This window comes from Streptomyces sp. NPDC127197 (genome assembly GCF_042672405.1).
GTDB classification, from domain to species: domain Bacteria; phylum Actinomycetota; class Actinomycetes; order Streptomycetales; family Streptomycetaceae; genus Streptomyces; species Streptomyces flavusporus.
The window spans coordinates 138699-163136 of record NZ_JBHXVG010000009.1 but is presented as its reverse complement, the minus strand read 5'-3'; the positions used below and the strand labels follow the sequence as shown (position 1 = coordinate 163136).

General features: G+C 71.9%; 18 protein-coding genes and 1 pseudogene. 7 read left to right on the top strand and 12 right to left on the bottom strand.

Features of this window, described 5'->3' with window-relative positions:
* The first annotated feature begins 47 nt into the window (after positions 1-47).
* Positions 48-2315, top strand: coding sequence for an MMPL family transporter (locus ACFVJQ_RS16855; RefSeq protein ID WP_385784527.1), 2268 nt, complete (start codon positions 48-50; stop codon positions 2313-2315).
* A gap of 67 nt (positions 2316-2382) precedes the next feature.
* On the opposite strand, the pseudogene mgt reads toward ACFVJQ_RS16855, so the two are convergent.
* Both mgt and erm read right to left on the bottom strand, forming a co-directional pair.
* Positions 2383-3607 (bottom strand): annotated as a pseudogene (gene mgt / locus ACFVJQ_RS16850) (macrolide-inactivating glycosyltransferase).
* A 7-nt stretch (positions 3608-3614) separates the two neighbouring features.
* On the bottom strand, positions 3615-4394 hold the full coding sequence (gene erm / locus ACFVJQ_RS16845; protein WP_385509620.1) for an ErmE/ErmH/ErmO/ErmR family 23S rRNA (adenine(2058)-N(6))-methyltransferase: 780 nt from the start codon (positions 4392-4394) through the stop codon (positions 3615-3617).
* A gap of 343 nt (positions 4395-4737) precedes the next feature.
* On the opposite strand from erm, the gene ACFVJQ_RS16840 reads away from it, so the two are divergent.
* Positions 4738-5601: a phosphotransferase enzyme family protein gene (locus ACFVJQ_RS16840; RefSeq protein WP_385784525.1), complete on the top strand. Its 864-nt coding sequence runs from the start codon at positions 4738-4740 to the stop codon at positions 5599-5601.
* Positions 5602-5703: 102 nt separating this feature from the next.
* Here ACFVJQ_RS16840 and ACFVJQ_RS16835 read toward each other — a convergent pair whose 3' ends face one another.
* The 4 genes from ACFVJQ_RS16835 to ACFVJQ_RS16820 all read right to left on the bottom strand — a co-directional run bounded on the left by ACFVJQ_RS16835 (position 5704) and on the right by ACFVJQ_RS16820 (position 10112).
* Positions 5704-6441 carry a 3'-5' exonuclease gene (locus ACFVJQ_RS16835; protein WP_385509618.1) on the bottom strand — a complete coding sequence of 246 codons (738 nt, stop codon included), beginning with the start codon at positions 6439-6441 and terminating at the stop codon, positions 5704-5706.
* A gap of 102 nt (positions 6442-6543) precedes the next feature.
* The gene (locus ACFVJQ_RS16830) at positions 6544-7782 is read right to left on the bottom strand and encodes an SAV2148 family HEPN domain-containing protein (protein ID WP_385509617.1); all 1239 of its coding nucleotides are present in this window, start codon (positions 7780-7782) and stop codon (positions 6544-6546) included.
* 112 nt (positions 7783-7894) lie between these two features.
* The gene (locus ACFVJQ_RS16825; RefSeq protein WP_385509615.1) at positions 7895-9205 is read right to left on the bottom strand and encodes a copper amine oxidase; all 1311 of its coding nucleotides are present in this window, start codon (positions 9203-9205) and stop codon (positions 7895-7897) included.
* Between the two features lie 82 nt (positions 9206-9287).
* Positions 9288-10112 (bottom strand): Tat pathway signal sequence domain protein, encoded by an 825-nt coding sequence (locus ACFVJQ_RS16820; RefSeq protein ID WP_385784521.1) that lies wholly within the window; start codon positions 10110-10112, stop codon positions 9288-9290.
* 182 nt (positions 10113-10294) lie between these two features.
* Here ACFVJQ_RS16820 and glgX point away from each other — a divergent pair, with 182 nt between their 5' ends.
* The 3 genes from glgX to ACFVJQ_RS16805 all read left to right on the top strand — a co-directional run bounded on the left by glgX (position 10295) and on the right by ACFVJQ_RS16805 (position 16247).
* The gene (gene glgX, locus ACFVJQ_RS16815) at positions 10295-12403 is read left to right on the top strand and encodes a glycogen debranching protein GlgX (RefSeq protein WP_385784518.1); all 2109 of its coding nucleotides are present in this window, start codon (positions 10295-10297) and stop codon (positions 12401-12403) included.
* A gap of 92 nt (positions 12404-12495) precedes the next feature.
* Positions 12496-14844: a malto-oligosyltrehalose synthase gene (gene treY, locus ACFVJQ_RS16810; protein ID WP_385509611.1), complete on the top strand. Its 2349-nt coding sequence runs from the start codon at positions 12496-12498 to the stop codon at positions 14842-14844.
* Positions 14845-14996: 152 nt separating this feature from the next.
* Complete coding sequence (locus ACFVJQ_RS16805) at positions 14997-16247, top strand: M14 family zinc carboxypeptidase (protein ID WP_385509610.1); 1251 nt, start codon at positions 14997-14999, stop codon at positions 16245-16247.
* A gap of 64 nt (positions 16248-16311) precedes the next feature.
* On the opposite strand, the gene ACFVJQ_RS16800 is transcribed toward ACFVJQ_RS16805, so the two are convergent.
* The 3 genes from ACFVJQ_RS16800 to ACFVJQ_RS16790 all read right to left on the bottom strand — a co-directional run bounded on the left by ACFVJQ_RS16800 (position 16312) and on the right by ACFVJQ_RS16790 (position 18760).
* Positions 16312-16728 carry an SSI family serine proteinase inhibitor gene (locus tag ACFVJQ_RS16800; protein WP_385784514.1) on the bottom strand — a complete coding sequence of 139 codons (417 nt, stop codon included), beginning with the start codon at positions 16726-16728 and terminating at the stop codon, positions 16312-16314.
* Positions 16725-18125, bottom strand: coding sequence for a M14 family zinc carboxypeptidase (locus tag ACFVJQ_RS16795; protein WP_385509608.1), 1401 nt, complete (start codon positions 18123-18125; stop codon positions 16725-16727). The genes ACFVJQ_RS16800 and ACFVJQ_RS16795 overlap by 4 nt, the downstream gene beginning before the upstream one ends.
* A gap of 83 nt (positions 18126-18208) precedes the next feature.
* A complete protein-coding gene (locus ACFVJQ_RS16790) occupies positions 18209-18760 on the bottom strand; it encodes an FHA domain-containing protein (RefSeq protein WP_385784511.1) in 552 nt (183 codons plus the stop codon).
* Positions 18761-18933: 173 nt separating this feature from the next.
* Here ACFVJQ_RS16790 and treZ point away from each other — a divergent pair, with 173 nt between their 5' ends.
* Complete coding sequence (gene treZ / locus ACFVJQ_RS16785; RefSeq protein WP_385509606.1) at positions 18934-20679, top strand: malto-oligosyltrehalose trehalohydrolase; 1746 nt, start codon at positions 18934-18936, stop codon at positions 20677-20679.
* A 77-nt stretch (positions 20680-20756) separates the two neighbouring features.
* Here the strand turns inward: treZ and ACFVJQ_RS16780 are convergent, their stop codons facing one another.
* Positions 20757-21698 carry an aminoglycoside phosphotransferase family protein gene (locus tag ACFVJQ_RS16780; protein WP_385509605.1) on the bottom strand — a complete coding sequence of 314 codons (942 nt, stop codon included), beginning with the start codon at positions 21696-21698 and terminating at the stop codon, positions 20757-20759.
* A gap of 49 nt (positions 21699-21747) precedes the next feature.
* Entirely contained in the window at positions 21748-22875 is a 1128-nt protein-coding gene (locus tag ACFVJQ_RS16775; protein ID WP_385784508.1) for a M24 family metallopeptidase, read from the bottom strand.
* 201 nt (positions 22876-23076) lie between these two features.
* Between ACFVJQ_RS16775 and ACFVJQ_RS16770 the strand changes: the two genes are divergently transcribed.
* Positions 23077-23832, top strand: a complete 756-nt coding sequence (locus ACFVJQ_RS16770) for a phosphodiesterase (RefSeq protein WP_385509603.1) — start codon at positions 23077-23079, stop codon at positions 23830-23832.
* Here the strand turns inward: ACFVJQ_RS16770 and ACFVJQ_RS16765 are convergent.
* Positions 23825-24433, bottom strand: a complete 609-nt coding sequence (locus ACFVJQ_RS16765; RefSeq protein ID WP_385784505.1) for a PDZ domain-containing protein — start codon at positions 24431-24433, stop codon at positions 23825-23827. The genes ACFVJQ_RS16770 and ACFVJQ_RS16765 overlap by 8 nt on opposite strands.
* Positions 24434-24438 lie beyond the last annotated feature (5 nt).

The following is a 24438-nucleotide window of genomic DNA, read 5'->3' as shown; positions in this document are numbered from 1 at the left end:
AAGGTGGCGGCAGGGGGCCGCCACCGCTCACGAGGGGGCAGCCCGTCATGGGGAACGGAGAAACACGGGTGCGGGGACTCGCCGCCCGGGCAGGCGGCTGGAGCGCCCGGCACCGATGGGCGGCCGTTGGAATCTGGGTGCTGTTCGTCGTCCTGGCGATGGGGCTCGGTTCGGCGGCGGGCCGGGTCGACGTCAAGGACAGCGACCAGCTGAAGGGCGAGACACACACCGCCGCCAAGATCGTCGAGGACGCCGGGATCAACGAGCCGGCCAGTGAGACGGTCCTGATCCAGGCGAAGGACGGCTCGCTCAAGGCCACGGACAGCGAGTTCCGGGCCGCCGTCACCGCGGTCGTCCAGGCGGTCGAGGGCACCGGCAAGGTCACGGACGTGACGTCGCCGTACGACACGAACACGATCTCGAAGGACGGCCGCAGCGCGCTGGTGCAGTTCGACATGCGCGGCGAGGCCGACACCGCGGGCGAGCGCGTGGAGCCCGTGCTGAAGGCCGTCGAGGACGTCCAGAAGGACCACGAGTCGCTGCGGATCGAGGAGATCGGCGGCGCGAGCATGATGAAGACGTTCGACGACGCGTTCGGGGACGACTTCCAGAAGGCCGAGTACTCCGCGGTGCCGGTGGCCCTCGGCATTCTGCTCATCGCCTTCGGCGCGCTGGTGGCGGCCCTGCTGCCGGTGCTGCTGGCGGTCACCGCGATCATGGCGACGATGGGCCTGATGGGCGTCGTCAGCCATGTGATGCCCATGAGCGAGACCGCGAACTCCGTGATGCTGCTGGTCGGCCTGGCCGTCGGTGTCGACTACTGCCTGTTCTACCTGCGCCGGGAGCGTGAGGAGCGCGAGGCCGGCCGGGACGCGCAGACCGCCCTCAGGGTCGCCGCCGCCACCAGCGGCCGCGCGATCATCGTCTCCGGTGTCACGGTGTGCGTGGCGATGGCGGGCATGCTGTTCACCGGGCTCGCCGAGTTCGAGGCGATGGGCCTGGCCTCGCTGATGGTCGTGGCGGTCGCCATGGTCGGGTCCGTCACCGTCCTGCCCGCGCTCCTTTCGCTGCTGGGCGAGCGGGTCGAGAAGGGCAAGGTCCCCTTCCTGCACCCGGAGAGCCGGCTCCGTCGCAAGCGTGGGCGCGGCAACCGTGAGAGCCGGTTCTGGACGGCCGTGCTCAAGGGTGTGCTCGCCCGGCCCGTCCTCTCGGTCGTCGTCGCAACCGGCGCTCTGCTCGCCGTCGCGGCTCCCGCGGTCGGCATGAAGACGCAGAACCTGACGCTGGACCAGGAGTTCGGCGACTCGCTGCCCATCGTGGCGACGTACAACCGCGTCAACGAGGCCTTCCCGGGCGGTGCCGAGCCGGCCGAGGTGGTCGTCAAGGCCGACGACATCAACGCTCCCGAGGTGACGTCCGCGCTCGCCGACTTCCGTGAACGGGCGGTCAGTTCGGGCGCCTCGCGCGGCCCGGTGGAGATCAAGCTGCACGACGACAAGAACATCGCCTTCGTGTACGTCCCGCTGGTCGGCGGCTCCGACCTCGACAAGGCGGGCGCAAGCCTGGACATGCTGCGCGACGAGGTACGCCCGGCCACGCTCGGCAAGGTCGACGGCGTCGAGGCGCCGATCACCGGACAGGTCGCCGGCTCGCAGGACTTCAACGACCAACTGGGCGGAGCCGTCATCCCGGTCTTCGCGTTCGTCGTGGTCTTCGCCTTCGTGCTGATGCTGCTGTCGTTCCGCTCGCTCACCGTCGCGATCACCTCGATCGTGCTGAACCTGCTGTCGGTGGGTGCGGCGTACGGCATCCTGGTCGCCGTCTTCCAGCACGGCTGGGGTGCCTCGCTGGTGGGCGCGGAGGGCGTCGGTGCCATCGTCAGCTGGCTGCCGCTGTTCCTGTTCGTGATCCTGTTCGGACTGTCGATGGACTACCACGTGTTCGTGGTCTCGCGGATCCGCGAGGCGCGGCTGCGCGGCCGTACGACGAAGGACGCGATCCAGCACGGAGTGGTCACCACGGCCGGTGTCGTCACCAGCGCCGCGGTCATCATGGTCGCCGTGTTCGCGATCTTCGGGACGCTGTCCATGCAGTCCATGAAGCAGATGGGCGTGGGCCTGGCGGCCGCGGTGCTGATCGACGCGACGATCATCCGGGGTGTGCTGCTGCCGGCGGTGATGGCGCTGCTCGGTGAGCGCAACTGGTACCTGCCGAAGTGGCTGCACCGGCTGCCGGACCTCACGCACGACGAGTCCGCCGAGGCGGTGGCGCAGCCGCGGCCGCCGGCGGTGGAAGGGGAGCGGGTGGGGGTCTGACCCTGCCCCCTTGCAATAAGGGTCCGTTGGTTCTCCAGGGGAACCAACGGACCCTCAGTCATGCCTGCTACTTCCGGAGTTCGGCCTCGATGAGGTCGGCGGCCCGCTGTGTACCGCCCTCCTTCGCCGTCTCCGCCTGGAGGTCCGTCAGCCGACGGGCCACCTCCGGGTCGTCGACGAGCGCAAGGGCCGTCTCGCGCAGGGTTTCCGCGGTGGCCTGCTCCGCCGGGACGTGGCGGGCGACACCGAGCGCCTGCAGCATGTCCGCGTTGCCGAACTGGTCGACGGCCTGCGGTACGGCGATCATCGGAGTGGCCGTGGCCATGCCCTCCTGGCTGCCGCCCGCACCGGCGTGCGTGACGAACAGGTCGGCCTGCTTGAGGATCGCCAGCTGCGGGACCCAGGAGCGCACGTCGACATTCTCGGGTACGTCGTCCCCCAGCTCGGCCGGGTCCACGTGCTTGCCGATCTGGAGCACCAGGTGCCAGCCCGGCAGCTCACCGAACGCCTTGACGCACTCCCGGTAGAAGTCGGGCTGCTTGGTGAAGGCCGACCCGAGCGAGACGAGCACGACCTTCTCGGCGTCGGCGGGCCGCTGCCAGTCGCCCTCCGCGCTGCGGTCGCCCTGGCAGGCGCCGACGAAGGTGTGCACGGACTCGTCGACCCGGTCGGCGTTGGGCTGCAGCGCCTTGGGGATCAGAACGAGGGAACGGGCCGGCCGGCCGGCGAACGGATCGGGATGCTGGGTGATCCCGTTCTCCTCCAGCCAGCCCTGGAAGCGGGCGTAGTAGGCCCGGCCGCGCTCGGTCTTCTTCGGCTCCTCCCACATCGGCTCGGCGACCTCCTCCTCGTAGCCGTCCCAGGCGACCAGGTTCGGTGAGAGGGAGATCGCGGGCACGCCCCAGCGGTGGGCGAGGACCCGGGCCGGGTAGGAGGCGATGTCGTGCAGGACGAGGTCCGGCTCGTCGCCCTCGTACGCCTCGATCAGCTGCGGCAGCGCCTGGATGGCGTCGTCGAGGAAGGGCTCGACGTTGTCCAGCAGCGTGGTACCCCACGCCTCCGGGTCGTCGTCGGGCGAGGGCAGCGTCGAGTTCCAGAGCTTCACCTCGGCACCGGTCTCGGCGACCTTCTCCGCGAACACCGGGGGGATCGCATACGTCACCCGGTGCCCGCGCGCGACGAGCTCGCGGATCACCTCGAGGCTCGGGTTCACGTGGCCGTGGGCGGCGATGGAGAACATGGCGATATGGGTCATGACCAAGACCATAGGCGAGACGATACGTCTCGTGCAACTTGGTTTCACGGGGCCAGCACCTCGTGCAGCCTCAGCCACGCCCCCGGCGGCACCTCGCCGACGAGGACCCCTGGGTCGAGGCGCGCCACGCGGAACGCCGCGTCGACCCGCCGCCTCGGGTGGGCCCGGCGCAGCGACGCGTGCAGCGAGCCGCCGACTCCGGAGAAGCCCAGCTCGACCAGGCGCCGCCAGCTGTCGTAGGTGCCGGTGGCGAGCAGTGGGGTGCGGCGCCGCTCGATCCGTACGATCCCGGCGTCCACGCGTGGCACGGGCCGGAAACTGTGCCGCCCGACCCGGCCGACCAGCCGCCACTCGTGCCGCGGCCAGGTCAGGATCGTCAGCCGGGTCCAGCTTCCGTAGTCGCCGGTGCGTTTGCGGGCGTACTCGAGCTGGGTGAGGAGCGTGGCGTCGGTGAGGGCGGGTGCCCGCAGGCACCAGTCCACGATGGCGGCGGTGCGGGAGAAGGGAACGTTGCCTGCGACGGAGAAGGGAGTGCGCGGGGGACGAGCGGTGAGGAAGTCGTCGCCGATGATGCGGACCTGGGGTGCGCCCGTGAAGCGGGCTCGTAGGGCGGGGACGAGTCGTGGGTCGATCTCGTACGCGTGCAGTTCGCGGCAGCGCGGCGCGAGCAACTCGGTCAACGCGCCGTTGCCCGCGCCTACTTCGAGCAGCAGAGGGCTCTCTTTGCGGCGCGGGACGGCGAGTTGGGCGAGGCGTGCGGCGGCAGCGCGGTCGGTGAGGAAGTTCTGTGAGAGCGCGCGGGAAACGCGGGTGGAGCGGCCCATGGCCTGCGGTCCTTGTCTTCCGTGACGGGAAACGGGCAGACGAAGGCCCCGACCGGGAGACGAAGAAATGGAGGAGTCGCTGACGTGCGGGCGTCAGCGTGTGTTGCTCCCCGGGCCGGTCAGGGCACCGGGGCCGCGGCGCATCCGGACGGAGTACGTGCAGCCCCGGCCGTGACCGGAGATGAAGATCGCGTTGGGTCCCACGTACGGCACGCTAGGCGGGCCGGGGTGGGGCGGGCAACGGATTTTCCACGTGACGGCCCCACGCCCGTCCGACCTGTGGGAATGCGACACTGGCGGGCGGTGGGGGGATCAGGACAGCCGGGGGACACGGAGGCGGACGATGGACGAGGCACGGGCGCGGGACGTACTGGCCGCGGCGGGGGTACTGCCCGGTCCGGCGCCGGACGCCCGGCTGCTCGCCCTGGGCGAGAACGCGGTGTTCGCCGCCGGTGACCTGGTCGTCAAGGTGGGCCGTGACGCGGAGCTTTTCGACCGGGCGCGGCGCGAACTGGACATCGCGGTGTGGCTGGCCGAGGCGGGCATACCGGCGGTGCGGGCGGCCGAACGCGAGGCGCTGCTGGTGGAGGGGCACCCGGTGACCGTGTGGCACCGGCTGCCCGATCCGGTACGGCCCGCCGAGCCACGGGATCTGGCCGAACTGCTACGGGTCGTGCACGCCCTTCCCACGCCCTTCTTCGAGCTGCCGCCCCGTGAGCTGCTGGGCGGCGTGGAGCGCTGGCTGCGGCTGGCGGGCGACGCGATCGATCCGGCGGACGCGGCGTATCTGCGTGAGCGGCGGGACGGGTTCGCGGCGGCAGCGGGTGGGCTGCCGCCTCATCTGCCGCCGGGGCCCATTCACGGGGACGCGCTCCCTCGGAACGTCCATGTCGGGCCCGACGGTCCTGCCCTGGTCGACCTGGAGACCTTCTCCGCCGATCTGCGTGAGCACGATCTGGTGGTCATGGTGCTTTCCCGGGACCGGTACGGGGTGCCTGCGGCGGCTTACGACTCGTTTGTCGAGACATATGGCTGGGATGTGCGGGAGTGGGAGGGGTGTTCGGTGCTGCGCGGCGCGCGGGAGACGGCCAGTTGTGCGTGGGTGGCTCAGCATGCGCCCAGCAATCCGAAGGCGTTGATCGAGTTTCGGCGGCGGGTGGCTTCGTTGCGGGAGGGGGACGAGACGGTGCGGTGGTATTCGTTCTGAGCGCCTACGGCTTGGGGGCTGCGCGTAGCACGGCGACTGCGGGTCGTGTGTGGCTGGTCGCGCAGTTCCCCGCGCCCCTTCAGGGCGTTACCTGACCGGACCTCAGATCGCCTCGCCCGCCACCGGCTCCCCAGCCGGCTCCCTAAGTGGCCATGTCCCGTCGACCACCGCGGTCGCGTCGCCCTTGCGGCGCAGGAAGCTCTGGAAGTCCGCCGCCCACTCGGCGTACCACTCGATCTGGCGGCGGTGCAGTTCCGCCGGGCCGAGGGCCGCGATCTTGGGGTGGCGGGTGGCTATCGCGCAGGCCAGCCGGGCCGCGGCGAGGGCGTCGGCGGAGGCGTCGTGTGCGGAGTCGAGTGTGATGCCGTACTCCCGGCAGACCGCTTCGAGGTTGCGCTTGCCGCGGCGGTAGCGGTCGGCCCAGCGGTCGATGGTGTACGGGTCGATGACGGGGGCCGGGTCCAGGCCTCCCAGGCGGTCACGCAGGGACGGCAGTGCGTACCGCCGCAGCTCGGCGGAGAGCAGGCTCAGATCGAAGGCCGCGTTGTAGGCGACGACCGGCACGCCCGTCTTCCAGTACGCCACGAGGACGTCCGCGATGGCGTCCGCCACCTGGTCGGCGGGGCGGCCATCGGCGGCCGCGCGCTCGTTGCTGATCCCATGGACCGCCACCGCGTCCGCCGGGATCTCCACGCCCGGATCCGCCAGCCATTCCTTGTGCCCTATGGGCTGCCCGTCCCTGACCTCGATCACGGCCCCCGTGACGATGCGCGCCTCGCGCGGATCCGTCCCGGTCGTCTCCAGGTCGAAGCCGATCAGCAGCTCCCGGTGCCAGCCCATGGGCGGCCCCCCTTCTTGGTGGTGCGTTCCCCCAGTGGTCTCCACCTTCCCATGCGCCACTGACAATCAGAGGACCGCATTCCGCTTCTGTGGCGGGACAGGTCAGGACACCGGCCGCGAATCCGCCCACATGAGCTCGAACTCCTCGCGATACGTCGGGAAAAGCCCGCCTTCGTCGATCTCGTCCGACTTGACCACCCTGCTGCCGTTGCGCAGCACCAGGACCGGCGCCTCCAGCCCTCGCGTCCGCCGCAGATAGGACTGCACGACCGCGATGCCGTCGGAACCGTCGCCGTCCACGAGATACGCCGTGAAGCGGGGCGTCTCGTCGAAGACCTGGATCTCGAAGGCGCCCGGGTCACGCAGCCTGGACCGCACCCGGCGCATGTGCAGGATGTTCATCTCGATCGCGCGGCTCAGCTCACCCCGCTTGATGCCGAGCTCACGCTCGCGCCGCTTCACCGCGCTGGAGGCCGGGTTCAGGAACAGCAGCCGCACCCGGCATCCAGCCTCCGCGAGGCGCACGAGCCGCCGGCCGGAGAAGTTCTGCACGAGCAGGTTGAGGCCGATCCCGATGGCGTCGAGCCGGCGTGCCCCGCCGAAGATGTCCTCGGCCGGGAACTGGCGCAGCAGCCGCACCCGGTCGGAGTGCACGGCGACCACGTCCGCGTACCGGTCACCGACCAGGTCCTCGACCGCGTCGACCGGCAGCCTGCGCGCCGACGGCACGTCGCCGCCCGTGCCGAGGATCTCGAGGAGGCGCGCCGAGGCCCGCTCGGCCTGGTTCAGCACCGCCTCGGACAGAGCGCGGTTGCGCGAGACGACGTTCCGGGTGACCTCGAGCTCGTCCAGCGCCAGCTCGACGTCCCGGCGCTCGTCGATGTACGGCTCGAAGCACGGCCAGTGCTGCACCATCAGCTCGCGCAGCTGCGGCAGCGTGAGGAAGCTGAGGACGTTGTCGTCGGCCGGGTCGAGCAAGTAGCCCTTGCGGCGGCTGACTTCTCGCACGGCGACCGCGCGCTGCACCCACTCCTGCCCGGCCGGCCCGGCCGCGGCGACCACCCACTCGTCGCCGTGGACGGGTTCGTAGATGGGGCGCAGCACCGCGGCCACGACCGCGCGCAGCCGCTGTTCGACGAGGTTCAGCCAGATGTAGGCGCGGCCGGCCCGCTGGGCGCGCGTACGCACCTCGCGCCAGGCGTCGGCGTCCCAGTCCAGTTCGGGGCCGATGGAGTGGGTCTCCATCGGCCGGGCCAGGGACACCGTGCCGGGCGGGACGTCTGTGGAGTTCCCCTCGTGACCCTCGTCACCAGGGGGCAGCTCCAGCCCTCCCGAGCCCACCCGCGCACCGCCTTCCGCTCCCCCGAGCACTCCCCGTCTCAACGATCAAGGAAGGGTACTCCGGGAGCGGTCGGCGGTGCAGCCGGATGGACAGGCTCGTTTCCCAACTTCCTTATTCCACGTGCCCGTTCTGATCGGCCAGCTCTGCCGGCGTGAGCGGATTCATAGCGGTCACGTCACGCGGGGCGATGGACAGGCCCTGCCAGTGGACCGGCATGGGCTGCTGGTCCTCGTCGCGCGCGATGTGGTGGAAGCCGATGTTCACCCAGACCACGGGGTGCTTGAGGGCCTGTCCGTCGACCCACCTGTCGACGGACTTTCCGTGGCCGGCGCCGCAGTTGGGCAGGTTGTCGCTGGCGAACTGCTCGCACTTGTTGTACTCGGTGAAGTACACGTCGTGCTTGGTGTAGCCGCGCCCGGGGTACTTGGCGCTGGGGCCGGGGACGATCTCGTACGAACGGGCGTGGCCGTCCTTGTTCTTGCCGGTCGCGCTGACGACCCGCCACCAGCGCATGTTCCTGGCGTCGCCCGCGAGTTCCTTGGTGACCGGGGTGCGGGTCGTCTTGTTGGTGGGTGCCGGGCGGCCTGCCGCGGGCGCGCTGACCTTGGAGTCGTACTGCTCGATCTTCCCCTTGGAGGAGCCGTCGAGGTTGAAGTTGAGCCGCCAGAAGACGTTGTGGCTGTGGCTGGTGGCGTAGTCCTTGGCGCCCTTGCCGATCGGCCAGCCGCGGCCGTCGCCGGCGTCGTAGTCCTCGGGGGCGAGGGTGCCGGTGGCGCCGACGTTCATGTTGATCGTGCCGTCGTCCTGGAAGCGCCACTCGGTGATGTACTCGTACCAGCCGACCTGGTTGACGGTGTAGACGAGCAGGTCCTTGCCCTGCTTCTGGAACACCTTGTTCGCCGCGTCGCCCTGCATGCGGTAGGCGTGGCCACGCGAACGGGTCGTGGTGCACAGGCCCTTGACGTTCTCACGGGAGGGGTCCCAGGCCTCGGGGACCCGGACGGTCTTGATCGTGCCGCCGGGGCACTCGCCGGGCGCCAGGTCCATCAGGCCCTGAGCGAAACCGGCCTGGGTGAGGTCGCTGTACTCGTTCTTGCCGTCGTCGTACGGCACGTGGATCTGGCCCAGCTTGGCGGTGGCCAGGACCTTGATGGGCCGGGACTCGCCCGGCGGCTGGTACGAGATGTGCTCCAGGACGAGGCCGGCCTCCTTGTGGTAGCGCCAGCACATGCGCCAGGTGGTGCCGGTCGAGAGCTTCTGCTCGATGCGGTACGCGGCGCTGCACTCGGCCGCCGGGGCCGGGGCGGCCTTGGGCTGGGCCGCGGCCGGACCCGCTCCGGTCGTGGTGCCGGCGGCCAGCCCGGCCACGGCGAGGGCCAGGGCCGTCCGCCTGCGGGCACGGCTGTTTCTGATCACGGGCATGACGAAGTGACTCCCCTACGGAAGGCTTGCTGCACGGAGCAAGTTGGAAAAGTGGACTTGCTGTCGGCGCGAGCGCGGCGGCTCAGCGGTCGAGCTCGGCCACCTTGCGGGCGCTCAGATCGATCACCAGGGAACGGGCGTCGATCCACGACCCGTTCTTCACCTTGGGGAACAGCCGCACACAGCGGTGCTCGCCGCACTGGTCGAGTGCGGCAGGCTGGGCGCCGGGTGACGCCCGGTAGACCATGCTGTTGAGCAGCAGCTGGTCGGGCGAGGTGAGTTCCCTGCCGGTGGCGTCCTTGTAGTCCGCCTTCAGGCCCGCGCCCAGTGGATCGGCGATCAGCAGCTTGGCGGCCTCGGTGGCCTCGGCGCGGGTCAGCGGCGGCTGGACGCCCTGCTGGGTGCCGGTCCGCTCGACCTTCCCCGTCTCGAGATTGACGGTCCTGGTGACGAGGGTGTCGTTGCGGTAGTCGTAGAACGTGGCCTCGGCGCGCCGGGGCGCGTCCGGGTCGTCCAGTTCGCCGGCCTCCGGGTCCGCGAGGTCGACACCCAGGCGCTGCGGCCCGTGGCCCCCGTCGACGTCCTCACCGGAGGTCCGCAGCTGCCGGCTGAGGGCGATCCGCTCGGCCTGCTCGATCTCGTCGTCGGTGAGCGGGTCCCGGCCCGTGCCCTTCTCGCCCTCGGCCGGGGCCTCCTCGACCACACCGGGCGGAACCGCTGCCTGGCCCTGCTCGCCGGGCCCCTGGGCCGCCTGCTGGGCGCTCTGGCCGCCGGCCGTTCCCCCGGCCGTGTCGTCCGCCCCCGCCGTACCGGGCAGCGTGACGCCGACCATCACGGCGGTACCCGCCACCGCAATGGCCGCACCGGCCACCACCTTGCCCAGATGGCGGTGCACTATCTTGCGCACATTTTCCCCCTACTCCCCCTGTCTCCTTGGGAGTACGTGTTTGCCCCACTGGTTCGGCATACCTGGGTATGCACTGGTCGATCGGTAAGAGGGCAGTAAGTCGGAGGGGGTTCCATCACTTTCGGGGAGACTCGGAGTCAAGGCGGCCCCACCGGGGCGGCACACCTGGAAGAGTCGTATCCATGCAGGTCTGGCCTGGAGAGGCATATCCGCTCGGCGCCACCTACGACGGCGCCGGCACCAATTTCGCGGTCTTCACGGAGGCCGCGGACCGAGTAGAGCTGTGTCTGCTGCACGACGACGGCTCCGAGACGGCGGTGGAGCTGCGGGAGAGCGACGCGTTCGTGCGGCACGCGTACCTGCCGGGCGTCATGCCGGGGCAGCGGTACGGCTTTCGCGTGCACGGCCCGTACGCCCCGGAGCGGGGTCTGCGCTGCAACTCCGCGAAGCTCCTGCTCGACCCGTACGCGCGCGCGGTCAGCGGCTCGATCGAGTGGGGCGAGGAGGTCTACGGCTATCCCTTCGGCGCACCCGACCGGCGCAACGACCTGGACTCCGCCCCGCACACCATGTCGTCGGTCGTGGTGAACCCGTACTTCGACTGGGGCGACGACCGGCGGCCGCGCACCGAGTACCACCACACGGTGATCTACGAGGCCCATGTGAAGGGCCTGACGATGCGGCACCCGGGGCTGCCGGAGGAACTGCGCGGCACCTATGCGGCACTCGCCCATCCGGCGGTCATCGAGCACCTGACCGGGCTGGGCGTGACCGCCCTGGAGCTCATGCCCGTACACCAGTTCGTCAATGACCACCGTCTGGTGGACATGGGTCTGAACAACTACTGGGGCTACAACACCATCGGCTTCTTCGCTCCGCACAACGCGTACGCCTCCTGGGGCGACCGCGGGCAGCAGGTCCTGGAGTTCAAGTCGGCGGTGCGCGCGCTGCACGAGGCCGGGATCGAGGTCATCCTGGACGTCGTCTACAACCACACCGCCGAGGGCAACCACCTCGGTCCCACGCTGTCCTTCCGGGGCCTGGACAACCCGTCGTACTACCGTCTAGCGGACGACCCCCGCTACTACATGGACACCACCGGGACCGGGAACTCCCTGCTCATGCGGTCCCCGCACGTCCTGCAGCTGATCATGGACTCGCTGCGGTACTGGGTCACCGAGATGCACGTCGACGGCTTCCGCTTCGACCTCGCCGCCACACTGGCCCGCCAGTTCCACGAGGTGGACCGGCTGTCGTCGTTCTTCGACCTGGTGCAGCAGGACCCGGTCGTGTCGCAGGTGAAGCTGATCGCCGAGCCGTGGGACGTGGGCGAGGGCGGCTACCAGGTGGGCAACTTTCCGCCCCTGTGGACGGAGTGGAACGGCAAGTACCGCGACACCGTCCGGGACCTGTGGCGGGGCGAGCAGCGCACGCTCGCGGAGTTCGCGTCCCGTCTCACGGGCTCCTCGGACCTCTACCAGGACGACGGCCGCCGCCCGCTTGCCTCCATCAACTTCGTGACCTGCCACGACGGCTTCACCCTGCACGACCTGGTCTCGTACAACCACAAGCACAACGAGGCCAACGGCGAGGACAACCGCGACGGCGAGAGCCACAACCGGTCCTGGAACTGCGGCGCGGAGGGCGAGACCGACGACCCCGCGGTGCTGGAGCTGCGGGCCCGGCAGATGCGGAACTTCATCGCCACGCTGATGCTGTCCCAGGGTGTGCCGATGATCAGCCACGGCGACGAGTTCGCCCGCACCCAGCGCGGCAACAACAACGCCTACTGCCAGGACAGCGAGCTGTCCTGGGTGGCGTGGCCCGAGGGCGGCAGCGACCTGTTCGACTTCACGCGCGCGATGGTGTGGCTGCGCAAGGACCATCCCGTCTTCCGCCGGCGGCGCTTCTTCCACGGACGGCCCGTGGAGGGCACCCACGACGACCTGTCCGACATCGCGTGGTTCACGCCGGAGGGCCGGGAGATGACCCAGCGGGACTGGGAGTCCGCCCAGGCGTCCGCGCTGACGGTGTTCCTCAACGGCAACGCGATCTCCGAGCCCGGTGCGCGCGGGGAGCGCATCACCGACGACTCCTTCCTGCTGATGTTCAACGCCTCGCCCAAGGCGCTGGACTTCGTCGTGCCGGTCAATCACGGACGCCAGTGGCACGTCGTCGTCGACACCGCCCGGCCCGACGCGGTGCCGCCCGGCACGGACGCGAAGGTGGCTGCCGGGGACCGTCTGACCCTGCCGGACCGGAGCCTTACGGTGCTGCAGCGGCCGGCCTAGGCGTGGGCTCGGGAGAGCGCTGCTGCCGTGCTCGTCACTCACGCGCAGGGGACGATGACAGGAAACCCGGCGGGGCGGGTACGTAGCTCTCCATGACACCTGAGCGTCCTGACCCGGTGGTGCCCACGGCCACCTACCGGCTGCAGCTGCAGCCCGAGTTCCCGTTCGGGGCCGCGGCGGCGGCCGTGCCGTACCTGGCCTCGCTCGGCGTCTCGCATCTGCACCTCTCCCCCGTCCTGGAGGCCGTACCGGGCTCACTGCACGGATACGACGTCGTGGACCACGCGCGCGTGCGCGCCGAGCTGGGCGGCGAGGAGGGACTGCGCGCGCTCGCCCGTACCGCGAAGGAGCACGGGCTGGGGCTGGTGCTGGACATCGTGCCGAACCATATGGCCATGGCCCCGCGGCACAACCGCGCCCTGTGGGAGGTGTTGCGGGAGGGACCCAAGTCGCCGTACGCGCGGTGGTTCGACATCGACTGGGAGGCGCAGGGCGGTCAGGTGCTGCTGCCGGTGCTCGGACAGCCGCTCGGCGCCGAGATCGACCGTCTGGAGGTCGACGGCGACGTCCTGCGTTACCACGACCATGCCTTCCCACTGCGCGAGGGCACCGAGGAGCTGCCGCTGCCGCAGCTCCTGGACGCACAGTGGTACCGCCCGGTGTGGTGGCGGCTGGCCCGTACCGAGCTCAACTACCGGCGGTTCTTCAGCATTTCGGAGCTCATCGGGCTGCGGGTGGAGGTGCCGGAGGTCTTCGAGGCCACGCACGCCAAGATCCTGCAGCTCCTGCACGACGGTGTGGTGGACGGGCTGCGTATCGACCACCCCGACGGGCTCGCCGATCCCGACGCCTACCTGCAGCGCCTGCACGAGGCGACCGGCGGCCGCTGGACGGTCGTGGAGAAGATCCTCTCGGACGGGGAGCACCTGCCGGCCTCGTGGCCCGTCGCGGGCACCACGGGCTACGACGCCCTGCGGCACGTCGACGGCCTGTTCACGGATCCCGCGGGCGCCGGGGAACTCCTCGGCCAGTACCGGCGGTTCGCCGCCCCCCAGACGGACCGGGGCGGGAATTGGGAGGCGACGGTGCGCCGCGCCGCGTACCGGGTGCTCGAGCACGAGCTGGCCGCCGAGGTGGACCGGCTGACCCGGGTGGCGAGCCGGCTCTGCGACACATCGCCGGACCCCGCGCTGCGCGACCGCGCGCCCTGGGCGCTGCACACCGCCCTGCGGGAACTGCTCGTGCGGATACAGGTCTACCGGCCGTACGAGTCCGGCGATGCCGCTTCCGTCGTCACCGAGGAGGCCGCCGCGCAGGCCCGGGCGGCCTTCGTCGTGCCCGAGGAGGCCGGCGCGGTCGACGTGGTGCGCGGCCTGGTGCTCGGGCGCCACGGTGACGGTCCGGAGCATCGGGAGTTCCGGGCCCGGTTCGCGCAGACGGCATCGGCGCTGCGCGCGAAGTCCGTGGAGGACACGGCGTTCTACCGCTATGTGCCGCTGCTGTCGGCGACCGAGGTGGGCGGGAACCCGGGGAGCCCCGCCATGCCCCCGGAGGACTTCCACGCCTACTGCGCGCGCGTGCAGCGCGACTGGCCCGGCACCGGGACCGTGGTGTCCACACACGACACCAAGCGCAGCGCGGACATGCGGGCGGCGCTGGCCGTGCTCACCGAGTGTCCGCAGCGCTGGGCGGACACGCTGGCCGAGGTGACCCGCACGGGCGAGGGCGTACCGGACGCCCAGCTCGCGTGGGCGGCCTGGCAGACGGTGTTCGGACTCGGCCCGGCGGATCCGGACCGGGTGCAGTGGGCGCTGCTCAAGCACATCCGGGAGGCCGGGCTGTACACGAGCTGGACGGAACAGGAGCCCCCGTACGAGGAGGCGGTGGCGGCGTTCGTCGCGGCAGGGCCGTGCGGGGCCCCGGGCGAGCGGGTGCACGCCCTCCGCGGCACGCTGGAGCCGTACATCCGGGCGAACATGCTCGGCACCGCGCTGGTCCACCTGACGATGCCGGGGGTGCCGGATCTGTACCAGGGCACGGAGGGCGAGTACCGCGCGCTGGTCGATCCGGACAATCGCCGGCCCGTCGGGTTCCCGCCCGGGGATCTTGGCGACAAGGGCGCGGTGACCGGGGCGGCGCTGCGGCTGCGCAGACGGCGGCCGGAGGTGTTCGGGGACGCGGCCACGTACGCGCCGCTGACCGCCGAGGGGCCTGCGGCGTCCCACTGTGTGGCGTACGTGCGTTCCGGGGAGGTCGTCACCGCCGTCACACGGCTGTCGCTGCGGCTGGCGGAGGCGGGCGGCTGGCGTGACACGCGGCTGACGCTGCCGCCGGGCCGCTGGGCCGACGTACTGGCTCCGGAGCGGGAGTTCACCGGGCACGCGCGCGTGGACGACCTTTTCGCGCCACTGCCGGTCGCCCTGCTGGAGAGGGTGGGCTGAAGGGCGCGCGGAGCCGTGGGTTCGGCGCCGGAGCCGTTCGCACGGCCGGCGTGCCTCCGGGAGCCCCCTGGCGCCTCCCCCGCGACGTCCTTGACACCGCACGGAGACCGTGCGGTACTGCGGGTGCGAAGCCGGGCGGAAACATGACGGGGGTGAGTCTCCTGCCGGAGCTGCGCTACCCCACCGTGACCGAAATCGTGTCGTCCGCCCGGGCGTTGGCCGCTCAGCACCCCCGCTTGTGTGTCCTCCGGCAGGTCGGCGTCTCCCGCGGCGGCCGCCCCCTCCGTCTGCTGTCCGTCGGCCGCGCCCGGCGCGCCGTCCTGGTCGTCGCGGGCGCCCACGCGAACGAGCCGACCGGGGGCTCCACACTTCTTGCGCTCGCCGAACGGGTCGTGCACGAACGCCCGTTGCGCTCCGGTGTGTCCTGGCACTTCCTGCTGTGCGCGGACCCGGACGGGGCGAGCCTGCACGTGACGCCGGCGCCGCGCAGCCTGCTCGACTACCACCTCGGCTTCTTCCGGCCCGCGGGCCCGGAGCAGCCGGAGTGGTCGCCGTCCGTGCTGCCGCCGGACCGGTTGCCGCCCGAGACGCGCGCCCTGACCGGGGTCATCGACGAGCTGCGCCCGTACCTCCAGGTGACCCTGCACGGGACCGATCTGGGCGGCAGCTGGGTGCAGTTGACGAAGGACATCCCGGGCCTGGCCGAGCCGTTCGCCAAGTCGGCGGCGGAGCTGCACATTCCGGTGGAGACAGGCGCCTCGGACGCCGCCGGCTGGCCCGCGGCGGGCCCGGGGGTGCATGTGATGCCGGATCCCGGTTCGGGTGCGGCGTACCCGAGCATGCCGGACGACGCACGGCGCAGCACCTGGTACCACGTGCACCGCTACGGCGGTCTGACCGCGGTCGTGGAGGTGCCGATGTGGGCGAGCGACCTGGTGGACGACCCGGCTCCGCATCCGGCGCCGGCCGCGGCGATGCGCCGCCTCGCGAGCCGGCTGCTGCGGGACACCCTGGAGGTGGAGCGGGTGCTTAACGAGGCGCAGCCGCGTCTGGAGGGTGTCGACGGGCCCCTGTTACGGGCCGCGAGGTGGGCGCTGGAGCTGGTGCCGGGGCTGGCCGCGGACTGGATGCACACACCGCCCGCCGACCACACGCGCGCGTATGTGGGCAGCGTCGACGCATTCGCCCGCCGGCTGCCGCTGCGTGCCGCGGCGATGCTGTTGCGGGTCCTTCAGGAGAACGACGACCGCGCGGCACCACGCCTCGAGCGGCTCGTCGCGATGTGGAGCGACGCCTTCGCCGAGCGTTTCCGCGCCCGCTGGGTGCCCTTGGAGCACCAAGTCGAGCACCAGTCCCGCACGGTCGTCGCGGCGGCCCTCCACGCGCGCGAACGATCGGGCTGAAGCCCTGCCGCCGAGGCGCCGCGACGCCGCTCCACGCGCGCGTGCCGAGCTCTCCGCACCGGTCTCAGCGGTCCAGCACGAACACCGCACCGGTACGGGCCGCCAGTGCGCAGGTGTTCGTGAACGTCTCCCGGTACTCGATCGGCCGTCCTTTCCACTGTCCGCGCGCGTGGGCGGTCACAGGCGCGTAGACCATCGGGCAGTAGCCGTCCTTCAGCGGGATGCGGCCGATGTCGCCGTCCACCGCATCGAGCTGGTTGCAGGCCTCGGCGGCCCGTCGGTGTCCCTGGGGCGGGTCGCACCGCAGCAGGGTGCTTCGTGGTTCGCCGGACCGGGCGTCGCCCCGGGTGACCGTGAGGTAGAGCCAGTCGGCGGTGCGGGCCTCCTGGACCGTCCCCTGTGCGGGCGTCGCGCCGACGACGAGCAGTGCGGCCGCCGGCAGAACGCCCCGTACTACGTTCGCTGTGAGGGTGTGCGTCATTCCCGATGCATCGGCACGACCGGCTCGGGTCCCCAGCCCGAATCACCCGAACGGAAGGTCGCGGACGCGTGCCGCAGGGCCAGTTCGAACGCGTCGAGCACCACCTGTGACTGGTACTCGACCTGGCGCTGCAGGGGGATCCAGCGGGCTCCGCAGTCGTCACGGTAGTCGTCGCACCACGCGTCGACGAGCGGGTCCAGCTCCGAAAGCACACCGGCCGGATCGTCACCGGTGGCGGTGGCGAGCTGGTGCAGCAGTCCGGCCGTCCGCAGGGCAAGGCGCCGCCCGGCGATGCGCAGGGCGGCCAGGTGGGCGCTGCTGAGCGGCGGCAGCGGGCGCGCCCGGTCGCCCAGGTCGGGGTCCCAGGCGTCGGCGAGTCCGGGGCAGACGAGCAGGTAGTCGTCGACCGGCGCCAGCAGGCGTGCGGCGTCCGGGAGCGCGGCGACATGCGGGCGCACGCGCGCGAGGAGCCGCCGCAGCAGCAGGGTGTCGTGGCGCAGCGTGCGGCTGACGGTGCGCAGCGCCCCGTCCGGGTCGGCAGGCACGGAGCCGTCCTCCACGGCCGCCACGCCCCACATGGGCGCCTCCACGACGGCCGTGACCGTGCCGTGCCGGTGCGGGTGGTACCACGTGGACTCGACGGCGGCCTCGGTGATGGCCGCGGCCAGATCGCCCCGGCGCGGCGACGGGATCCGGTAGACGGCGGGTCCCAGGCTCGGCCAGTACAGGGTGTCGTAGGCACCGAGTTCGCGCGGGATGCCGAAGCGGGCCGCGGCGCGGGCCACGCGCTGGGCGAGGCCGGGCAGGTCGCGGGTCAGCTCGACGAAGCCGCCGCCGATGTCGACACCGTGCAGGGAGCCCTGGAAGAAAGGTTTCAGTTCGTCCTGGAGGGCGAGCAGGGCACGCGTCTCCGGCAGGACGGCTCCGTCCGCGCCCTCGGGCAGCCATTCGGGCTGTTCCAGGAAGCCGGGGCGGAAGAAGTGCCGGAAGTACTTCTCGAGGCTGTACGGGCCCGCCAGCCAGTTTTCGTTGCGGCGCAGTCCGTCGGGGTCGAGGCACAGCAGCAGGTTCCAGGTGACGTCGGCGCCCTCGGTCAGGCTGCGGTCGGCGAGCACCTGCCCGGCCAGCCGCAGGACGGTGGCGCCGCCGACGGGCTCGTTGGCGTGCGGTCCGGCCACGACCAGGGCCTGACGGCGGCCGTGGCCGAGGGACAGCAGGTGCAGCGGGGTGCCCGCGCGGGAGACGCCGATGCGGCGCAGCCGGGCGGTACGGGGGTGGCGGGCGACGAGGGCGGCCGCTCGTGCACCCAGCTCGTCGACGGTCGGATAGCGGAGGAGTGGCGGCAGGGCGCACCTCCGTGGTGCCGTCGGTTCACCTGATGTGTGTGGTGTACGCACAGTCAGTCACGAGATCAGGGGTACGTCAACACCGCGGCGACCGGGCCGACATGGGGGTGCCCCAGGGCGGCGTCGGGCCCTGCTCAGCTTGCCGCGAGCCGGAAGGCCATCTGCCCGAAGCCGACCTGGTCGCCCTCGCGGACGACGGCCGCGCCGATGACCCGCCGTCCGTTCACCGTCGTGCCGTTGGTCGAGCCGAGGTCGCGCAGCACCCACATGCCGCCCTGGCGGCTGAGTTCGGCGTGGACGCGGGAGACCGTCTCGTGGTTCAGTCTGAGGCCGCTGCCGGGGTCGCGGCCGATGCGCAGCGGGCGCCCGGCCGCCGGGTGCGGCAGCAGCAGCTTGGGCAGCCGCTCGGCCTGCCAGGACCGGCGCAGCCGCTCGGTGAAGCCGGACACCGCCTCGACGGTGCCGAACACCACACGGGACAGGCGTCCCTCGGTGGGCAGGTCGGCGGTGAGGACGGCGAGCTCGTCGGAGCGGCGGGCGACGAGTGCCAGTTCCATGCGCCGGATGAACGTGTCGTGCGAGAGACGGCCCATGGCGACGCCGTCATGCAAGCGCTTCAGTGCCTTGTCGCGCTCGGCGTCGGAGAGCCGCGCGGGATAGGTCGGGAACTCGAAGGACGACGTCACGCTCGTGATTGTCGGTCAGTGAACCCCGGGTGTCCAGAAATCGGGGAAACGGCCAGCACCCGCGCGTACCTGACGACACCCGCTGCAAAAGGGGGTATTCACAAGCGGATTGATCGTGTTTGAAGCACGATGGTCGGGCTACATCACGGTGAGCAGACGAAGGGGAACCGTCCGTGCAGTTCGAGGTGTGGGCACCACAGGCCGGCCGTGTGACGCTCCATTGCGACGGCGCCACGCGCGCGATGGAGCGAGATCCGGAGCGAGCGGGGTGGTGGACCGGGGAGGCAGAGGCCCGCGACGGTACGCGGTACGGCTTCGCGCTGGACGACGGGCCCGTACGGCCCGATCCGCGTTCACGCCGGCAGCCGGACGGCCCGGACGGCCTGAGCGCGGTGGTCGACCACGGGCGTTATGGATGGCGCACCGAGTGGTCGGGCCGCCCGCTGCCGGGTGCGGTCCTGTACGAGCTGCATGTGGGCACGTACACGCGCGAGGGGACCCTGGACGCGGCTGCCGAGCGGCTCGGGCACATCGCCGAACTGGGCGTCAAACACGTCCAGTTGATGCCGCTGTGCCCTTTTCCCGGGCGGCACGGCTGGGGATACGAGGGGGTGTCGCTGTGGGCGGTGCACGAGCCGTACGGCGGGCCCGAGGCGCTGAAACGGTTCGTCGACCGGGCGCACGAACTCGGTCTGGGCGTGGTCCTGGACGTCGTGCACAACCACCTCGGCCCGTCCGGGAACTATCTGCCCGAGTTCGGGCCCTACTTCACGGACAGGCACCACACTCCGTGGGGCGTCGCCGTCAATCTGGACGCTCCCGGGTCGGACGAGGTGCGGGCGTTTCTGGTCGGCAGCGCGCTGGCGTGGCTGCGCGACTACCGGCTCGACGGGCTGCGGCTGGACGCGGTGCACGCGCTGGCGGACACGCGCGCGTGCCACTTCCTGGAGGAGCTGTCGACCGCGGTGGACGCTCTCGCCGCCGAGACGGGACGCCCGCTGTTCCTCGTCGCCGAGTCCGATCTGAACGATCCGCGGCTCATCACGGCCCGCGAGGAGGGCGGGCTGGGGGTGCACGCGCAGTGGAACGACGACTTCCATCACGCCCTGCACACCGCGCTGACGGGCGAGTCCCAGGGCTATTACGCGGACTTCGCGCGCGCTCCCCTCAAGGCGCTCGCCAAGACGCTGACGGGCGGCTACTTCCACGACGGCACGTACTCCAGCTTCCGGGGCCGGTGTCACGGGCGTCCGCTGGACCGTACGCGCGTGGCCGCGCACCGGCTGCTCGGCTACAGCCAGACCCACGACCAGGTGGGCAACCGCGCCCAGGGAGACCGCCTTTCCGCCACCCTGTCCCCCGGGCTGCTGGCCTGCGCGGCCGCGGTGACGCTGACCGGCCCCTTCACACCGATGCTGTTCATGGGTGAGGAGTGGGCGGCCGGCACACCCTGGCAGTTCTTCACCGACCACACCGATCCGGCGCTCGCGGAGTCGGTACGGCGCGGCAGGCGGCGGGAGTTCGCGGCGCACGGCTGGGCCGAGGAGGACGTGCCCGACCCACAGGACCCGGCGACCCGGGACCGCTCCTGCCTCGACTGGTCCGAACCCGGCAACGAGCCCCACGCGCGCGTACTGGCCTGGTACCGGCGGCTCATCGCGCTCCGGCACGAACAGCCGGACCTCACCGATCCCGACCTCTCCGACATCAAGGTGGCCTACGACGAGGAGGCGCGCTGGCTCGCCTTCCGGCGCGGGGACGTCTGCGTGGCCGTGAACCTGGGCAAGGAGACGGCCACGATCCCCCTGGGCACCCGCCCGGCCCAGATCCTCGCCGCGTGGGAACCGGTCGGGACCCCGGACGGGGAAGGTGTGCTGCGTGTGCCCGGGGAGTCGTGCGTGGTGGTGGCGCAGCCGTGAGCGCGGCGCCGGGCCACGCGGGCGTGCCAGGCGGCCGAGGGCGTCGTACGGGCGGCGCGCGCGGCCCTCGGGTGGCGCTACAGCGCGTCGTCCGTGGCGTCCTCGCGCAGGTCCGTCACGCGTTCCAGGAGGATCGCCTCCCAGGCGTGGCGCAGTTGGGTCCTCAGGAGGGCCGGCGGGTCGTCGCCGCGGCCGGCGAGGCGCTCGGCGAGCCGTACGACGCTGTCGCAGCGGGCGAGCCACAGACCGCGCAGACAGGGGCGGGCGCCGTATCCGGCGAGGGTGGCGGCGCGCACGGCGGCCGGGGAGCCCACGGCGCGGGCGAGTCCGGCGATGTCCTCGGCGGGGTCGCCGACGATCGCGTCGGCCCAGCCGAGGACGCCGCGCACCCGGCCGTCGGCGCTGACCACGAGGTGCTCGCCGGTGAGGCCGTGATGGACGAGGACCGCGGTGCCGGGCTGTGCGGCGAGCTGGACCGCCGCGGGAGCGGTGAGCTGACGCAGGAGCCCGGCGTCGAACTCGTCGGCCGCGGCGAGGCGTTCGGCGGCGCGTCCGGCGGCCCGGCGCAGGGCCTCCAGGGAGCGCGGGGAGACGCGCGGCACACCGAGCGCCTCCGCCTGCCGTACGGGCACCTCGCGCAGCCCCGTGAGCAGTCCGGCCAGATCGGCCTCGCCGACGGCGGACACGTCGTGCTCGGCAGCCGAGCCGCCGGGCACCTTGGTGTCCAGCGTGTAGGTGAGCCCCGGCGCCCACTCGCCGTGCGCCACACCGACCGGCACGGCGACCGGGACGTGCGGGCGGACGAGGTCGCGCAGCCGCAGTTCACGGCGCTGCTGCGCGGCGGCCTCGCGGTCGGGGGCGAGGCGCAGCACATGGCGGGTACCGACCCACCAGGTGGCGTGCCCGCCGGCCTCGATGACCGGCCGGACCTCGGGGCCGGCGGCGCCCGCGCCCTCCTTGAGCAGGGAAAGGACCAGTCGGCGGACGGTGTCCGCGGTGGGTGTCGGTGCCTGGGTCATGGTCGGACCGTCGTCACTCGGGTTCGTACGGGGGGCTCCTGGGCTGGGGTCAGTCCACTATGACCAGCTCGCGCGTGGTGTCGTTGAGGCGTCGGCCGCCGTCCTCGGTCACCGTCACGATGTCCTCGATGCGCACGCCGAAGCGGCCCGGCAGGTAGATGCCCGGCTCCACGGAGAAGCACATCCCGGGGACGAGGGGCTGCTCCTCGCCCTCGATCATGTACGGGGGCTCGTGGGTCGTCACGCCGATGCCGTGTCCGGTGCGGTGGATGAAGTACTCGCCGTACCCGGCGTCGGCGATGACCGCGCGGGCGGCCCTGTCGACCTCCTGGCAGGCGGCTCCCGGCCGCACCGCGCGGAAGCCGGCCTCCTGGGCCTCGCGCACGATGTCGTGGACCCGGCGTTCCTCCTCGGTCGGTTCGCCGACGTGGACGGTGCGGGAGGTGTCGGAGCCGTAGCCGTTCTTGAGGCCGCCGAAGTCGAGGACGACCATGTCACCGCGTTCGATGATGCGGTCACCCACCTCGTGGTGCGGGTTGGCGCCGTTCGGACCCGAGGCGACGATGGTGAAGTCGACCTGGGCGTGCCCGAACCGGCGCAGCAGACCGTCGAGGTCGCGGGCGACGTCCGACTCCCGGCGGCCGGCGAAGGGAACCTTCCGGATCTCCTCGTACGTTGCGTCTGCGGCCGCTCCCGCGGCCGCCAGCAGTTCCAGCTCTGCCGCGTCCTTGACGGCGCGCAGCATCGGCAGGGCTTCGGTGAGGGAGGCGTAGGAACTGCCGGGCAGCGCCTTCTGCAGGCCCAGCAGATGCATGGCCCAGGCGTTGTCACTGACGCCGAAGTGTCCTGTGGCGTCGAGGAGGGCGGCGGTGGCGGCGTAGGGGTCCTTGCCGTCGGTCCAGTCGCGCAGGGTCAGGGCGGGCGCACCCGGGGCCTTCGCGGCGTCCGGGGCCTCGAGGGTGGGGACGACGAGGACGGGATCCTGCCCGGCGGCGAGGACCAGGAGGGTGAGCCGTTCCGTGATCGCGGTGGGTGCGTAGCCGGTGAGCCACACCAGGTCCGGTCCCGGCGCCACCAGCAGCCCGGCGAGCCCGGCGTCCGCGGCCGCCCGCGCGGCGCGCTCCATGCGGGCCCGGTAGTCGTCGGCGGTGAAGGGCGCAACCGTACTGCCGGTCATCCGGGCCTCCTTGAGCCGTGCGGGTACCACGGGCAGCATCCTGCCCGGCCGGAGGGGGCCGCGCGAGCCGGTGAGCCGGGGTTTCGGGCCGGAAGCCGGCCACGCCCAGCCACCCGCTAATGCTTCCACGTTGCCCAACCATTATTGCTAATGCTTAGATGTGGCCATTCCGTTAGCCAACACTCCGGGGAGGCCCCACCCGTGCTCGTACTCGCCCACATCAGCGATCTGCATCTGGACGGAAGCCCACGGGCGACGGAGCGCGCCGAGCGGGTGCGCGACCGGTTGTGGGGACTGCCAGGTCAGGTGGACGCGCTGCTGGTGACGGGGGACATCGCGGACCACGGCACGGAGGCGGAGTACGAGGAGGCCGCCCGCGTCCTCGGCCTGGACACCGGCGACGCGCCGTTCCCGGTCCTGACCTGCCCGGGCAACCACGACCGCCGCGAGCCGTTCCGCAAGGCGCTGCTGGGGCGGCCCGCGGCCCAGGGACCGGTCAACGGCGTGCACGTCTTCGACGACGCCGCCGTGCTGATGTGCGATTCCAGCATCCCCGGCAGCGACGAAGGGGCCCTGGACGACGAGACGTACGACTGGATCGAGGCGACGCTCGACGAGCTCGACGGAACCGTTCCGGTGCTGCTCGCCTTCCACCACCCGCCCGTCGCGCTGCATCACCCCCTGCCCGACTCCTACCAGCTCCGCGAACCACACCGGCTGGCCGCCCTCATGGAGCGCCGCCCCGAGATCGCCGGGCTCGTCACGGGGCACGCGCACACCCCCGCGGCCACCACGTTCGCCGGACGGCCACTGGTCGTCGGACCCGGGGTGACATGGACGCTGCGGCTGCCCTGGGAGGGTGAGCAGGTCGCCGACCGGGCCGCGCCGGCCGGGCTGGCCTTCCACGTCCTGGACGACTCGGGGCGCCTCACCAGTCACTTCCGGGTGGTCACGTGACGACACCGGGCACCACCGTCAGCTGTTGGTAGCCCCCGCTTTCATGCCGCACCGTCACCGTGACCGCCTCCCCCGGCCGCGCCGCACCCACCGCACGGACCAGGTCCGACGCGGACTCGAGGGGAGTGCCGTCGAACGTGAGGAGTACGTCCCCGCGCACCAGGCCCGCCGCGAAGCCGGGCCCCGGGACGTGGACCCCCACGACCATGGCGCCGGACTTCTCGGCGTTCACGACCTCCACGGCCAGGGTCGCCCCCGCGGGCGCCGGTGGTGAGGGGCTCGGCGCGGTGGTCGGCACGGACGGGCTCGGGCGGGACGAGACGGACGGGCCGACACGCGCTCCCGGTGCCGCCGGCCCGGCCTGCCCGGCCTGTCGCTGGAGTTCGGCGAGCTTGCTCATGCCGATCACCGTGGCACTCACCGTGCCCAGGCCGACGCCGGACAGCACCAGCACCGTTCCGATGAACAGGCCGAAGAGCAGGGTCGTGAGCCGTCGGCCGCGACGGCGCGCGGCGTGCGGCCTTCGGGTGGGCTTCGATCCGGTGCCGCCGCCCGGCTCCCGACCGGGCATCGGCTTGGGACGCAATGCAGTCTGTTCCATGGTTC